This window comes from Streptomyces sp. NPDC001902 (genome assembly GCF_042891295.1).
Classification (GTDB): domain Bacteria; phylum Actinomycetota; class Actinomycetes; order Streptomycetales; family Streptomycetaceae; genus Actinacidiphila.
Window position 1 is genome coordinate 250,382 of sequence record NZ_JBIATA010000008.1, and the last position, 13,243, is coordinate 263,624.

Consider the following 13,243-nt stretch of genomic DNA (forward strand, 5'->3'; position numbering starts at 1 on the left):
GACCCGATGCCGGCCCTGACGAGCGGCGAGGCACGCGAGCGCTTCGCCGCGGCACGCGTCGCACGCCTGGCCACCGCCGACGCCGTCGGTGTGCCGCACCTGGTGCCGGTGGTCTTCGCCGTGGACGGTGACACGGTCGCGCTGGCCGTGGACCACAAACCCAAACGGACCACGCGCCTGAAACGCCTGGCCAACATCGACGCCAACCCGTCGGTCTGCCTGCTCGCCGACCGCTACGACGAGGACTGGGACCTGCTGTGGTGGGCCCGCGCCGACGGCACGGCCCGCGTCCTCCCCCCGGTCGGAGAACCGGCCGGCGGACCGACCTGCGGATCGGCAGCGGCCGCCCGCTGCGTCGCCCTGCTGACCGCCAAGTACGGTCAGTACGCGGGCCGTCCGCCCGCCGGGCCCGTGGTGGAGATCTCCGTAGGGCGCTGGAGCGGCTGGCGGGCCGTGTGAAGCCGGGGGCGGACCGCGGAGGGAAGGGTCAGCCCGTCAGCCGGCGCGCCAGGTAGGGCGCCGTACGGCTGCCCCCGGCCCCGGCCACCTCCGCGGGCCGCCCGGTGGCGACGACCTTCCCTCCGGCGTCCCCGCCGCCGGGGCCCAGGTCGATGACCCAGTCGGCACCCGCCACGACGCTCATCTCGTGCTCGACGACGAAGACCGAGTGGCCGGCGTCGACCAGCTCGTGCAACTGCCGCATCAGCAGCTCCACGTCGGCCGGGTGCAAGCCCGTGGTGGGCTCGTCCAGCAGGTACACGGTGTGCCCGCGGCGGCCGCGCTGCAGCTCGGAGGCGAGCTTGATCCGCTGCGCCTCGCCGCCCGACAGCTCGGTGGCCGGCTGCCCCAGCCGCAGGTAGCCCAGCCCCACCTCCTGGAGGGTGCGCAGGCTGCGGGCGACCGCGGGGACGTCGGTGAAGAACTCCGCCGCCGCGTCCACGCTCATGCCGAGCACCTCCGCGACGTTCCGCCCCCGGTAACGGACCGACAGGGTCTCCTCGTTGTAGCGGTCCCCGTGGCAGGTGGGGCAGGGGGCGTACGTGCCGGGCAGGAACAGCAGCTCGACGGCGACGAAGCCCTCGCCCTGGCAGGTCTCGCAGCGGCCGCCCGCGACGTTGAAGGAGAAGCGCCCGGCCTTGTAGCCGTGCCGCCGCGCGTCGTCGGTGGCCGCGAAGAGCTTGCGCACCGCGTCGAACAGGCCGGTGTAGGTGGCGAGGTTGGAGCGCGGGGTGCGGCCGATGGGCTTCTGGTCCACCCGCACCAGCCGGTCCACCGCCTGCAGGCCGTCCGCCAGGACGCCGAACGCCGGCCCGGCGCCGGCGCCCTCCCAGGCCTCGTCGTCGTCGCCGTCGCCGTCGGCGGCGTCCGCGCGAACGGCCGCGTCGTCCGCGGTGCCGGAAGGCCCCAGGTGCTCCGTCAGCACCCCGGCCAGTACGCCCACCAGGGTCGACTTGCCCGAACCCGACACCCCCGTGATCGCCGTGAACACCCCGAGGGGCAGGTCGACGTCCATGCCGCGCAGATTGTGCCGGGCGATGCCGCGCAGACCCAGCCACGACGACGGCTTCCGTGCGGTGCGCCCGGCGGCCGGATCGGGTCCCGCGGCGAACAGGAACCGGCGGGTGGCGGACTCGGCGACCGCCTCCAGTCCGTCCACCGGGCCGCTGTACAGCACTTGGCCGCCGCGCTCGCCCGCGAGGGGTCCGACGTCGACGATCCAGTCCGCGCGGCGCACCACGTCCATGTCGTGCTCGACGACGAACACCGAGTTCCCGGCCTCCCGCAGCCGCACCAGGACCGTCAGCAGTGCCTCGCTGTCCGCCGGGTGGAGCCCGGCCGAGGGCTCGTCCAGCACGTACACCACACCGAACAGGCCGGAGCGCAACTGGGTCGCCAGGCGCAGGCGTTGCAGCTCGCCGGGGGAGAGCGTGGGCGTCGTGCGGTCCAGGCTGAGGTAGCCCAGGCCGAGTTCGGTGACGACCTCGATCCGCGCGACGAGGTCGGCGCACAGCGTCGTGGCGATCTGCCGTTCCGGGCCTTCGGGGAGGTCGTCCACCGCGCCGCGGGCGGCCGGGCGCAGCACGTCGGCGAGCCGTGCGAGGTGCATCGCGTTGAGCTCGGCGATGCTCCGGCCGGCGAAGGTGACGGCCAGGGACTCCGGGCGCAGCCGGCTGCCGTCGCAGGCGGGGCAGAGCGAGCTCTCCAGGAACCGCTCCGCGCGGGCGCGCAGCGCCGGGCTCTTGGAGTCGGCGAAGGTGTGCATGACGTAGCGCTGCGCGCTCTGGAAGGTGCCCTGGTACGGGCGCTGGATCCGGCCCGCCTCCCGCACCGGGTGCACGGTCACCACCGGCTGTTCGTCGGTGAACAGGATCCACTCCCGGTCCTGCGGGGGCAGGTCGCGCCAGGGCCGGTCGACGTCGTACCCGAGGGTGCGGGTGACGTCCCGCAGGTTCTTGCCGTGCCAGGCGCCCGGCCAGGCGGCGATCGCGCCCTCCCGGACGCTCAGCGAGGGATCGGGGACCATCAGCTCCTCGGTGGCCCGGTGCACCCGTCCCAGCCCGTGGCAGACCGGGCAGGCGCCCGCGGCCGTGTTGGGGGAGAAGGCGTCGGAGTCCACGGGTTCCGCCCCCTGCGGGTAGCGGCCCGCGCGGGAGAAGAGCATCCGCAGCGTGTTGGACAGGGTCGTCACCGTGCCCACGGAGGAGCGGGAGGTGGGCGCCCCGCGGCGCTGTTCCAGGGCGACCGCAGGGGGCAGCCCCAGGACGTCGTCGACCGCCGGCGCGCCCACCTGGTGGATGAGCCGGCGGGCGTACGGGGCGACGGACTCGAAGTAGCGGCGCTGCGCCTCGGCGTAGATGGTGCCGAACGCCAGCGAGGACTTGCCCGAGCCGGAGACCCCCGTGAACACCGCCAGCGCGTCCCGCGGGACGTCGACGTCGACGTTGCGCAGGTTGTGCTCGCGGGCGCCGCGCACCCGGACGTACGGGTCGTGGGCCGTGCTGTTCATGCCCCTCCGGAGAACGGGGTGGGGGTACGTGCCGGGAGCGCGGCACCGCGCGCCCGGCACCAGTGTGCGCGCGGCTGCGGGTGCCCGCAGGTCCACGGCGGGGCCGCCGGCGAAGGCGTGGACGGTGACGTCACGGCAGGTAGGACAGCAGTTTGCGGGCGGCGGGGGAGACCCGGTCCTCCTGGGGCAGGGCGGCCGACACCTCCCAGACGTGGTCCTCGGCGCCGTCCAGCGTCACGGTGCGCAGTCCCGCGGCGTGCTCCTTGCGGGCGATGGGCCGTGGCACGACGGCGATCCCGAGCCCGTGGTGGACCAGGTCGATCAGGCTGTGCACGTCGTTGACCTCCAGGGCGACCCGGCGCGGTACCCCGTTCGCGGCGAAGGCCCGGTCGGTGAGCCCGCGCGCGCCCCAGTCGGGGTGGAAGTCCACGAACTCCTCGCCGCCGAGGTCCGCCCAGCCGGCCGAGTCCGCCCCGGCCAGCCGGTGCCCGGGGTGGCACAGCAGGACCATCGGGGCCCGGGTGATCGGCATCAGCCGCACTCCCTCGGGCGCCTCGCCGCTCAGGGCCGTGAACGCCACGTCCAGCCGGCCGCTGGTGATGTCCTGCACCAGGGCGGCCGACCCGGCCTGCCGCAGCCGGACCTCCACGCCCGGGTGCTGGGCCCGGAAGCGGGCCAGCAGTGCCGGCACGTCGACGCCGGCCAGGCACTGCTCGGTGCCGATGGTGAGCACCCCGCGCATCAGGCCCTGCACGGCCGCCACGGCCTCCTTGGCGGCCCGTACGCTCGCCAGCGTGCGGCAGGCCTCGTCCAGCAGGGCCCGGCCCGCCGCGGTCAGCTCCACGCTGCGGGTGCTGCGCACGAACAGCGGCGTGCCGAGCTCCTGCTCCAGGGCGCGTACGGAGGCGGACAGACCCGACTGCGAGATCATGAGGCGTTCGGCGGCGCGGGTGAAGTGGTGCTCCTCCGCGACCGCGACGAAGTACTCCAGATGGCGTAGCTCCATGATTCAGAAGCCTAGCTCCTGAATGCGTTCGCTTTCTTCTATTGGACGTGTGGGTGCAGCTCCGGCGAGGCTTGAGCGCGTGCCCGCACGGCTGCGGCCCGTTTCCGGCCGTGCCGGCACGCCATCAGTGCGCAAGAACGAGACGCAAGCCGAGAAAGGCCACGGACACATGGAGACTCGCCGCATCGGCGCCACCGAGGTCAGCGCGATCGGCCTGGGCGGCATGCCCATGTCGATCGAGGGCCGGCCGGACGAGGCGCGGTCCATCGACACCATCCACGCGGCGCTCGACGCCGGTGTCACGCTGATCGACACGGCGGACGCCTACCACCTGGGGGCCGACGAGGTCGGCCACAACGAGACCCTGATCGCCAAGGCGCTGGCGTCCCACGGACGCGGCTCCGACGTCCTGGTCGCCACCAAGGGCGGCCACCTGCGCCCCGGCGACGGCCGCTGGACCCTCGACGGCTCGCCCGAGCACATCAAGCGGGCCTGCGAGGACTCGCTGCGCCGGCTGGGCGTGGAGGCCATCGGCCTGTACCAGTTCCACCGCCCCGACCCCAAGGTCCCGTACGCCGAGTCCGTCGGCGCGGTGCGCGACCTGCTCGACGAGGGCAAGATCCGCATGGCCGGCGTCTCCAACGCGGACCCGGAGCAGATCCGGCAGGCGGACGAGATCCTGGGCGGCCGGCTGGTCTCCGTGCAGAACCAGTTCTCCCCGGCCTTCCGCTCCAGCGAGCCGGAGCTCGAACTGTGCCACGAGCTCGGCATCGCCTTCCTGCCGTGGAGCCCGCTCGGCGGCATCTCCCAGGCAGGCGAACTCGGCTCCTCCTACGCGCCGTTCGCCCGGGTCGCGCAGGCCCACGGGGTCAGCCCGCAGCGCGTGTGCCTGGCGTGGATGCTCGCCAAGTCCCCCTACGTGATCCCGATCCCCGGCTCCAGCCGGCCGGAGACCATCCGTGACTCGGTGGCCGCGGTGGAACTCGTGCTCACCGCCGAGGAGATCGCGGAGCTGGACGCCGTCTGACACGGCCGTGCCCGGGACGGGGCGGGGCGGTGCGCCGCCCCGTCCCGGCGCACGCGTCAGGCGTTCGGGTCGAACGGGATGCCCGCCGGCTTGGCCTTGGCCAGGTGGCCGTTGAAGTTGCCGTCCTTCAGGCCGAAGACCGCGCTGCCGAAGTCGGCCTGGCTCAGCTTGTCGCGCAGGCCCGCGGGGTAGCCGTTCCAGCCGATCAGGTCGGGGAACTGCCAGCCGTGGTAGTGGTTCTCCGGCGGCTCGTCGTTGGTGTTGGCGGGACGGAAGCAGTGCGTGCCCGCGCCGTCCTTGTGGTAGACGACCTTGGGGTGGGTCCCGTCCCAGCGGATCTGGTCGCGGCCGTAGATGTTGAAGTTGCCGTGCGCCGACGTGGACACGTACTGGGCCTGGTCGTCCTTCACCCAGACCACGACGTGCTCCCAGTCGTTGCGGTGGCCGCCGAGGCTGATGCCGGGTATGGCCTGGTCCTTCTCGAAGTAGAGGCCGTAGATGATGGCGCACCAGCCGTTGTTGCACTTGTAGCGGGCGTAGCCGTTGGTGTTGTCCAGGTCCGACTGGTCGCGGCAGTTGCCGTTCAGGGCGCCGGTGGGGTTGAGGCCCGGGTTGATGGTGCCGTCGGGGCCGATGGCGGGGGTGGGGTAGCAGCCGTCCGTGTCGTAGTCGAACGCCGGCTGGAACGTCTGCTCCAGGCCGTCCGCGTTGGCGGGCAGGGCGGGGGGCGGGGCGGCGAACGCCGTCCCCGGAAGGGCGATCACCAGCGCGACCGCGCTGCCGACGACAGCCGGGACCCTGCCGGTACGCGAGCTTCTCTTCACTTGCTTCCTCCTGGTCGACCGCGGTGGGGGAATGCACGGCCTGATTGACATGCTCGGCTCATCTTTCCCGAACCGCGGTGACACGTCGAGCCTCGCCGGATGTCCCGGTGATGAAGCGTCAACCAATAGCGGGGGCAGGGCCGGACGGCCGCGACGTCCCGGGACCGTCACCGCCGGCCACCGAACCCGTGTGCCCGCGGGACATGCGCCGGCGGATGGCGTTGGATGGCGGCACCGGACGTCGTGGGGGCGTCCTGAAGGAGGGGGAACCATGAAGTACGCAGTGCCCGCCGCCCTGTTGCTGCTGCTCCTGACCGCGTGCGGCGGCAAGGGCGCCGAAGCGGGGGGCGGATCGCCCTCCGCCGGCACGCCGGCGCCGGACGCGAGCGCGAGCGCGTCGAGGAGCGCCTCCGCGCAGGACCCGGCGAAGGACGGCGACGCCAACCCGGTCGACGCCGCGGCCTTCTGCGCCTTCCTCACCGATGAGCAGCCCAAGGTGAAGGACATCGGCTCCGATGTCGGGGCGCAGGCCGCCCTGGCGATCGACCTGGCCACCTGGGTCTCCGACCACCCGGAGCAGCAGCCGCGCACGGCCGCGGACTTCGACGCCGCCGCGCAGCAGGGCTGCCCCGGGGTCCGCGAGTCGATCCTGGCCGCCACCGGTCACGACAGCCTCGAGGACGCGGTCGGCTGACGGCCGGCCGCTCCCCCGGCGGGCCCGGCACACCGCCCCGCCGCCCTTCACCGCCCCCGCACCGGGCACGACCGCAGCCTGATGCGACGAACGGCGAGGAGGCTGTGCAGGGCATCGACGGGTCCTGACCGTTCGGTGCTCGCGCCGCGCTGGGACCCCCCGCCCGGCGCAGCGCGCAGGGCGACGCCGTCGCGGGGGCCGAACTCGCCGCGCTCGCCCGCACCGCCCATCGCGTCGCGGGCGGCGGCGGGCCGCCCTGCTGGGCGTCAACGACGGCCTGGTCACCAACCTCTGTCTGATCCTCGGCGTCGCGGGCGCGAGCGCCGGTCCCGGGACGGTACGGCTGACCGGCCCCGCGAGCCTGCTCGCCGGCGCCCTGTCCATGGCCGCGGGGGAGCGGGTCTCCGCACGCGGCCGGCGGCAGATTGCCGGCGGCATGGAGGACGCGCTCCACCGGGCGTGGACACTGTCGCCCCCCGTCGTGCCGGCGCACATGACGCGCCGCATGCGCGACCGCGGCCCCGACAAGGAGACCGCGGTCCGGGCCGGCGGGGGCATCGCCGCCGCCGAGCGCACCACCCGGCAGACGACCCTGCGCATCCTGTTCGGCGTCAGCGCCCGGGAGGCCGGATCGCCCATGGTCGCCGCCGTCAGCTCGCCGCTGCTCTTCGCGACGGGGGCCCTCGTGCCGCTGCTGCCGTGGTTCCTCACCTCCGGGACGGCCGCGGTGGCCGCGTCCGCCGCCGTGACCGCCCTCGCCTCGCTCCTGGTCGGCGCCTCGGCTCCGGCGCGGGCCCCCGCAAGGCCGCCTGGACCGCGGCACGCCAGTCGCTGATCGTCGCCGCCGCCTCGGCCGCGACGTACGCCCTGGGCGCCCTGGGCGGGCAGGCGGTGAGCTGAGGGACCGGCCGGGGGGCGCCGGTCGGCGTAGTCCGCCGAGCGGGGAGCGGACGCGGCCCCGAAGCTGGTGAGCAGCCGTCCGCCGGCACGACGCGAGGAGACCCCCATGACATCCACGAGCGCGCAGGCCGACGCCCGCGACTCCGGCACCTTCGACCTCGGCGGCGACCTGCCCGTCCACCGGCTGGGCTACGGGACGATGCAGCTGACCGGCGAGGGCGTGTGGGGCGACCCCGCGGACCCCGACGAGGCCGTACGGGTCCTGCGGCGCGCGGTCACCCTCGGCGTCACCTTCATCGACACCGCGGACGCCTACGGCCCCTTCACCGCCGAACTGCTCCTGCGCAAGGCCCTCCACCCCTATCCGCAGGACCTGGTGATCGCCACCAAGGCGGGTTTCGCCCGCCCGGGCCCCGGACAGTGGGTCGCGGTCGGGCGGCCCGCGTACCTGCGGCAGCAGGTGGAGCTGAGCCTGCGCCACCTGGGCGTCGAGCGCATCGACCTGCTCCAGCTGCACCGCGTCGACCCCGAGGTGCCCATCGCCGACCAGGTCGGGGAACTCGCCGCGCTGCAGCAGGAGGGCAAGATCCGGCACATCGGGCTCAGCGAGGTGACCACGGCCCAGATCGAGGAGGCCGCGAGGACCGCCACCATCGTCTCCGTGCAGAACCGCTACAACCTCGCCGACCGGGCGGCCGAGGACGTCCTCGCCCACGCCGAGCGGCACGGCATGGGCTTCATCCCCTGGTTCCCGCTCGCCACGGGCGAACTGGCGCGCAAGGGCGGCCCCCTGGACCGCATCGCCGAGGCGCACGGCGCCCAGCCGTCCCAGCTCGCCCTCGCCTGGCTGCTGCGGCGCTCCCCGGTCATGCTGCCCATCCCCGGCACGTCCAAGGTCGCGCACCTGGAGCACAACATCGCCGCCGCGGGCATCCGGCTCACCGACGAGCAGTACGAGGCGCTGACGACGGCGGTCTGACGCGAGGGCACGGCCGCCGCGCGGCGCGGCACTCGCGCCGCGCGTCCTTCGTTACCTCCTCGGTGAACGCCGGACCATCACCTGAGGAGAGACCGTGGCCCTCTGGGACCGCATCAAGGACTCGGCCGCGACGATGCAGACGCAGCTCGTCGCCAAGAAGAACGACCTGAAGAGCGGCGCCTTCCGCGACGCGAGCATGGCGATGTGCGCCCTCGTCGCCGCCGCGGACGGCACCGTGGACCCCTCCGAACGACAGCGCGTCGCGCAGCTCATCGCGACCAACGAGGTCCTGCAGAACTTCCCGGCCGCCGACCTGCAGCGGCGCTTCGACGACTGCCTCGACAAACTCACCGCCGACTTCGACTTCGGCAAGGTCGGCATCCTCCAGGAGATCGCCAAGGCCAGGAAGAAGCCCGCCGAGGCGCGGGCCGTCATCCAGATCGGCATCGTCATCGGCGGCGCCGACGGCAACTTCGACAAGACCGAGCAGGCCGTCGTCCGCGAGGCCTGCTACGCCCTCGACCTGGCCCCGGCGGAGTTCGACCTCTGACCCTCCCCGAACGGTGCGCACGCCGGGCCGCCCCCGGGACCGGGGGCGGCCCGACGCGTCCCGGCCCTCCCCTCGCCGCGGGGGATGCAGCATCATGGCCCGCCATGGAAGCCGCACCGCTGCTCGTCCTCGTGGGCCCGGCCGCGACGGGCAAGTCGACCGTCGGGCGGGGCGTCGCCGCCCGGCTCGGGCGCCCCTTCACGGACCTCGACGCGGTCGCCGACACCTATTACCGCGAGGTCGGCTGGAGCGTCGCGCGCCTGCGCGAGCGCATCACCGCCCTCGGCCGCGTGGCAGCCGAACGTGAGTGGGAGCCCGCCCGGGTCCACGCGGTGCGGCGGGTCCTCGCCGACCACCCCGGGGCGGTGGTCGCGCTCGGCGCGGGCCACACGAGCTACGCCGACCCCCGCCACGCCGCACAGGTCCGCGCCGCCCTCCGCCCCTGCACCGCGGTCCACCTGCTGCTCCCCGCCGCGGATCCGGAGCGCGCCCTCACCGTGCTGCGCAGCCGCTCGATGGCGTCCAAGGGGACCGACTGGATCACCGACGGCCATGACTTCCTCGCGCAATGGCTCCACGACCCCATGTGCCGTGCCGTCGCGACGCACGTCGTGTGCACGGAGGGCGACACCCCGGAACAGAGCATCGACCACGTGCTGCGCCTCCTGCCCGCCCACCCGGGCGGCCCCGTGTGAAGGTGCGTCGTGGCCGGGGAGTTCGCCGGGGTCGTCCGCGGCAGACCGTGCGGCGACTCCCGGCGTCAGGAGGCTTGGGCCTTCTGGCACTGCGCCTGGGGATCGTTGGCGTCGAGCTCGCTGCCGAGGCTGAGGACGCGGGCCTGCAGTGCGTCCGCCTCGTCCGTGCCGTCCGACGCCGGCGCCGCATCCGCCTTCAGGTCGGCGAGTTCGAGGCTCGCCGAGGCCCACTCCACCGTCCTGGACAGCCCTTGGGCGAGTTCCCGCCAGTCCGAGTCGAGGCGGGCGGCCTGGGCGGCCTCGCGCGCACTTTCCTCGAGAGCGGGTATGTCCCGCTCGCGGACGGTGTCCCGGTCTTCGGGAGTGTCGAAGCCGCCGGGGAGGAACATCTCGTAGGTCCCGCACGCATCACGGGCCAGGCCGCGTGCCCGGTCGCTGTCCCCCGACCCGCAGGCGCCGGCCAGGGCCGTCAGGGCGAGGGCGACGGTGACTGAACCCAAAGATGATCTCCGCATGGACACATCATGCCTGGCCGGTGATGCGGATGTGCGAACTCCCCGTCGTCCGCGGGACACTGCGTGGATGACCACCGACGCCACCGCCCCGACCCCGCGGGAGCGGGCCCTGCGGCACGTCGCGGGGCTGTCGTCGGGACCTCCGGTGGATCCGGCGCTGCGGGTGACGCTGAACTTCCACCCGGACCGGGCCGCGCGGGGCAAGCCGGTGCTGCAGGCCCTGTCCGAAGGCGGCGTCTACCACTCGCAGTTCGTCACGGGGACGAGCAACGGCGGCCTGACCGCCCGGCCGGGCGGTGACCGGTGGCGGTGGGAGAGCCGCATCTTCAACGGTGCGTACGATGCCGCGCCGCCCGCCGAACGCCCCGTCTACGGGGCGCTGAACTTCCGCCGCAAGACGGTCGGCGCCGCGCCGCGGTTCGGGTCCGCCCACTTCCGCCTGAGCGCAGGGACGGTGGCCCGGACGACGTTCTGCTACCCCGACAGCTTCTTCGAACCCTCGGACTTCGGCGTCGGGGACCGCATGGGCCTGGTCGCGCTCGCCCTGGCCGATTCCAGGGACGCCCTCGACGACTACATCGAGGCACAGGTCCACGGACCGGTCCGTCTGGACCGCGATGTCGAGGCGCTGGTCCTGGACCCCTGCTACCAGGGAACGGCCGTCGAGGACGCCGCCCGCCGACTGCCCTGCCCCGTGGAGTGGCACGGCGGCTTCCGGCTCACCGTCGAGGAACTGCGGCTACGCCCCGCGTACCGCGGCCAGGAGTACGTGGGCCTGGGCGCCGGGATCGCGGTCGACGGCCTGCTCGACCCCCGCGTCATCGGCACGGCCGCCGCGACCGGCCGCCACGACCCCCAGGCGCTCAAGAAGGTGTGGCACTGCCTCGCCCGCTTCGGGATGGACGGCGCCCGAAGTTGACGCCGCGTCGGACAATGCATCGGGGGATGGGGACGATGACCTCGGCACGCTTCACCGCCCGTTTCACCGCCGCATGGCTTCCGCTGTCCGGTCCCCTGTTCCGGCGGCACTTCGCGGCGCGGGTGCTGTCGTGGACCGGGACCGCGGTCTCGCCGATCGCGCTGGCGTTCGCCGTGCTCGGGATCGGCGGGGGCGTCGGGGGGCTCGGGGTCGTGCTGGCGGCCGACATGGCCGCACGAGCGGCGCTGCTGCTGGTCGGCGGCGCGGTGGCGGACCGGTGGCCCCGGTCCACGGTGCTGGTCGCGGCCAACGTCGTCGCCGCCGTGGGGCAGGGCTGCGCGGCTGCGCTGGTGTGGTCCGGGACCGCCCAGGTCTGGCACCTGGCGGTGTCGGCGGCGCTCGGTGGCGTGGCGGGGGCGTTCATCGGGCCCGCGTCGAGCGGGGTGCTCCGTGCGGTGGTCCCGCCGGAACAGCTCCGGCAGGCCAACGCGCTGCTGCGGCTGGCGCAGAACTCCGTGAAGGTGGCCGGCCCGGCGCTGGGCGGCATCGTGGTGGCGGCGGCCGGGCCGCAGTGGGCCATCGCCTGGGACGCGGCCACGTACCTGGCCGCGGGACTCCTCTCCATCCGCCTCCGCACCCCGCGGCCGCCCAACGCGCGCCGGCGGACCGGCGGCCTGCGGCCCGGCGAGGGATGGCGGGAGATCGCCGCGCGTCCGTGGCTCCGGCTGCTGCTGGTCCAGGGGACGGTGGTGGTGCCCGTCTGGCTGGTGTCGTTCCAGACGCTGGGGCCCGCCTACGCGGAGGAACACCTGGGTGGTGCGGCAGCGTGGGGCTTGGCCATGACCGGCTTCACCGCGGGGATCCTCGTGGGCGCCGCCGTGGCGCTGTGGTGGCACGTGCGCCGCGTGGGCCGGCTGCTCTGCGCGGGGACCGCGCTGATGGCGCTGCCCATGCTCACCATGGCGGCCGGTACGGGCCTTCCGGCCGTGGGGGCCGGGTACTTCCTGGCCGGTGCAGGGGAGGCACTGGTGTCGACGGTGTGGACCCTGCTGCTCCAACGCCGCGTTCCCGACGAGGCGTTCGGCCGGGTCATCGCGTTCTCCACCCTGCTCCAGCTCGCCCCCGTCCCCCTGGCCTCCCTGACGGCTGCGCCGATGGCCCACGCTTTCGGCGTGCGGCCGGCGCTGGCCTGCTGCGGCCTGGTCACGCTCGGCGCCGCCGTGGTTCCGCTGGTGCGCCGTCGAGTCCGCGTGCTGTGCCTGCCGGCGAGCGGGGAGGAGGGGCTGCCCCGGCGCAGAACCCAGCAGCAGTCCTGAGCTGTCACCGTCCGGCCCTCCGCCGGGCCTGGTGGCTGCCGTGGGGCGTGCGGTAGGAAGATCGAATGACACAGCCTCCCGTCTGCGGCCCCGAAGGGCCCCTGCGTGCCGCGGTCGTCGCCCGTGGGTCCGCGCCCGTGCGTGCCGTTCTCTTCGACTTCTCCGGGACGCTGTTCCAGATCGCGTCGTACGAGGACCGGATCCGCGCGGTGCTGGAACGGCCCGTGGGCGATGCGGAGATGGACCGGCTGCTGGACGGGCTGGAGGCGGGGCTCACGGATCCCGAGGTGGTGCGCGCGCAACGGGGCCGGGACGTCTCCTCGACGGCGCACCGTCACGCTTTCACGACGTGGTACGCCTCCGTTGCCGAACTCGCCCCGTACGCCGACGCGCTCTACGAGCAGCTGCGGGCGCCCGGCCACTGGGTGCCGTACGCCGACGCCGCGGCCACGCTGGAAGCCTTGCGGGGTGCGGGCATCGCCATGGGCGTCGTCAGCGACGTGGGCTGGGATCTGCGGCCGACCTTCGCCCATCACGGGCTCGACCACCACTTCTCGGCGTGGGTGCACTCCTACGCGTACGACACCGAGAAGCCCGACGCCGTCCTGTTCGGGCACGCCTGCCGTCAACTGGGCGTCGATCCGGCCGAGGCGCTCATGGTGGGTGACCACCCGGCCAAGGACGGCGGCGCGGCCGGCGCGGGACTGCGTTCGTACGTCCTGCCCGCAGGCGCGGCCCCCGGCGGCCACCGGGGGCTGGAGGCGGTGCTCCGGCTGGCCGGGGTGCGGTCGTGAGCGGCCCGGGGCACCTC

Annotated in this window: 14 protein-coding genes; 10 read left to right on the forward strand and 4 right to left on the reverse strand. The window is 74.3% G+C overall.

Annotation, left to right across the window (positions count from 1 at the left end):
- Window positions 1-6 precede the first annotated feature (6 nt).
- Window positions 7-459 (forward strand): TIGR03668 family PPOX class F420-dependent oxidoreductase, encoded by a 453-nt coding sequence (locus ACFYYN_RS16495; protein ID WP_500546364.1) that lies wholly within the window; start codon window positions 7-9, stop codon window positions 457-459.
- Between the two features lie 28 nt (window positions 460-487).
- On the opposite strand, the gene ACFYYN_RS16500 is transcribed toward ACFYYN_RS16495, so the two are convergent.
- A complete protein-coding gene (locus tag ACFYYN_RS16500) occupies window positions 488-3,007 on the reverse strand; it encodes an excinuclease ABC subunit UvrA (RefSeq protein ID WP_500546366.1) in 2,520 nt (839 codons plus the stop codon).
- Between the two features lie 130 nt (window positions 3,008-3,137).
- Window positions 3,138-4,013: a LysR family transcriptional regulator gene (locus ACFYYN_RS16505; protein WP_500356608.1), complete on the reverse strand. Its 876-nt coding sequence runs from the start codon at window positions 4,011-4,013 to the stop codon at window positions 3,138-3,140.
- A gap of 169 nt (window positions 4,014-4,182) precedes the next feature.
- Here ACFYYN_RS16505 and ACFYYN_RS16510 point away from each other — a divergent pair, with 169 nt between their 5' ends.
- A complete protein-coding gene (locus tag ACFYYN_RS16510; RefSeq protein WP_499515961.1) occupies window positions 4,183-5,040 on the forward strand; it encodes an aldo/keto reductase in 858 nt (285 codons plus the stop codon).
- 56 nt (window positions 5,041-5,096) lie between these two features.
- On the opposite strand, the gene ACFYYN_RS16515 is transcribed toward ACFYYN_RS16510, so the two are convergent.
- Window positions 5,097-5,864 carry an NPP1 family protein gene (locus tag ACFYYN_RS16515; RefSeq protein ID WP_500436722.1) on the reverse strand — a complete coding sequence of 256 codons (768 nt, stop codon included), beginning with the start codon at window positions 5,862-5,864 and terminating at the stop codon, window positions 5,097-5,099.
- Window positions 5,865-6,135: 271 nt separating this feature from the next.
- Here ACFYYN_RS16515 and ACFYYN_RS16520 point away from each other — a divergent pair, with 271 nt between their 5' ends.
- The 5 genes from ACFYYN_RS16520 (at window position 6,136) to ACFYYN_RS16540 (ending at window position 9,682) form a co-directional block, all read left to right on the forward strand.
- A complete protein-coding gene (locus ACFYYN_RS16520; RefSeq protein ID WP_500546367.1) occupies window positions 6,136-6,558 on the forward strand; it encodes a hypothetical protein in 423 nt (140 codons plus the stop codon).
- A 259-nt stretch (window positions 6,559-6,817) separates the two neighbouring features.
- Window positions 6,818-7,393: a VIT1/CCC1 transporter family protein gene (locus ACFYYN_RS16525; RefSeq protein WP_500546401.1), complete on the forward strand. Its 576-nt coding sequence runs from the start codon at window positions 6,818-6,820 to the stop codon at window positions 7,391-7,393.
- Window positions 7,394-7,564: 171 nt separating this feature from the next.
- Entirely contained in the window at window positions 7,565-8,437 is an 873-nt protein-coding gene (locus ACFYYN_RS16530; protein ID WP_500324848.1) for an aldo/keto reductase, read from the forward strand.
- Window positions 8,438-8,531: 94 nt separating this feature from the next.
- On the forward strand, window positions 8,532-8,987 hold the full coding sequence (locus tag ACFYYN_RS16535) for a tellurite resistance TerB family protein (RefSeq protein WP_500358628.1): 456 nt from the start codon (window positions 8,532-8,534) through the stop codon (window positions 8,985-8,987).
- A 104-nt stretch (window positions 8,988-9,091) separates the two neighbouring features.
- The gene (locus tag ACFYYN_RS16540) at window positions 9,092-9,682 is read left to right on the forward strand and encodes a shikimate kinase (protein ID WP_500546368.1); all 591 of its coding nucleotides are present in this window, start codon (window positions 9,092-9,094) and stop codon (window positions 9,680-9,682) included.
- Window positions 9,683-9,747: 65 nt separating this feature from the next.
- Here the strand turns inward: ACFYYN_RS16540 and ACFYYN_RS16545 are convergent, their stop codons facing one another.
- Window positions 9,748-10,182 carry a hypothetical protein gene (locus tag ACFYYN_RS16545; protein ID WP_500546369.1) on the reverse strand — a complete coding sequence of 145 codons (435 nt, stop codon included), beginning with the start codon at window positions 10,180-10,182 and terminating at the stop codon, window positions 9,748-9,750.
- Between the two features lie 82 nt (window positions 10,183-10,264).
- On the opposite strand from ACFYYN_RS16545, the gene ACFYYN_RS16550 reads away from it, so the two are divergent.
- The 3 genes from ACFYYN_RS16550 to ACFYYN_RS16560 all read left to right on the forward strand — a co-directional run bounded on the left by ACFYYN_RS16550 (window position 10,265) and on the right by ACFYYN_RS16560 (window position 13,226).
- Window positions 10,265-11,116 carry a DUF3626 domain-containing protein gene (locus tag ACFYYN_RS16550; RefSeq protein WP_500546370.1) on the forward strand — a complete coding sequence of 284 codons (852 nt, stop codon included), beginning with the start codon at window positions 10,265-10,267 and terminating at the stop codon, window positions 11,114-11,116.
- A 35-nt stretch (window positions 11,117-11,151) separates the two neighbouring features.
- A complete protein-coding gene (locus tag ACFYYN_RS16555; RefSeq protein ID WP_500546371.1) occupies window positions 11,152-12,432 on the forward strand; it encodes an MFS transporter in 1,281 nt (426 codons plus the stop codon).
- A gap of 65 nt (window positions 12,433-12,497) precedes the next feature.
- Entirely contained in the window at window positions 12,498-13,226 is a 729-nt protein-coding gene (locus ACFYYN_RS16560; RefSeq protein WP_500546372.1) for an HAD family hydrolase, read from the forward strand.
- Window positions 13,227-13,243 lie beyond the last annotated feature (17 nt).

What these genes read in the sequence shown, in the direction of transcription:
- ACFYYN_RS16550 (WP_500546370.1), top strand. Translation starts at nt 10,265, where the DNA reads ATGACCACCGACGCCACCGCCCCGACCCCGCGGGAGCGGGCCCTGCGG.
- ACFYYN_RS16560 (WP_500546372.1), top strand. Translation starts at nt 12,498, where the DNA reads ATGACACAGCCTCCCGTCTGCGGCCCCGAAGGGCCCCTGCGTGCCGCG.
- ACFYYN_RS16530 (WP_500324848.1), top strand. Translation starts at nt 7,565, where the DNA reads ATGACATCCACGAGCGCGCAGGCCGACGCCCGCGACTCCGGCACCTTC.
- ACFYYN_RS16500 (WP_500546366.1), bottom strand. Translation starts at nt 3,007, where the DNA reads ATGAACAGCACGGCCCACGACCCGTACGTCCGGGTGCGCGGCGCCCGC.
- ACFYYN_RS16510 (WP_499515961.1), top strand. Translation starts at nt 4,183, where the DNA reads ATGGAGACTCGCCGCATCGGCGCCACCGAGGTCAGCGCGATCGGCCTG.
- ACFYYN_RS16555 (WP_500546371.1), top strand. Translation starts at nt 11,152, where the DNA reads ATGACCTCGGCACGCTTCACCGCCCGTTTCACCGCCGCATGGCTTCCG.
- ACFYYN_RS16540 (WP_500546368.1), top strand. Translation starts at nt 9,092, where the DNA reads ATGGAAGCCGCACCGCTGCTCGTCCTCGTGGGCCCGGCCGCGACGGGC.
- ACFYYN_RS16505 (WP_500356608.1), bottom strand. Translation starts at nt 4,013, where the DNA reads ATGGAGCTACGCCATCTGGAGTACTTCGTCGCGGTCGCGGAGGAGCAC.
- ACFYYN_RS16495 (WP_500546364.1), top strand. Translation starts at nt 7, where the DNA reads ATGCCGGCCCTGACGAGCGGCGAGGCACGCGAGCGCTTCGCCGCGGCA.
- ACFYYN_RS16520 (WP_500546367.1), top strand. Translation starts at nt 6,136, where the DNA reads ATGAAGTACGCAGTGCCCGCCGCCCTGTTGCTGCTGCTCCTGACCGCG.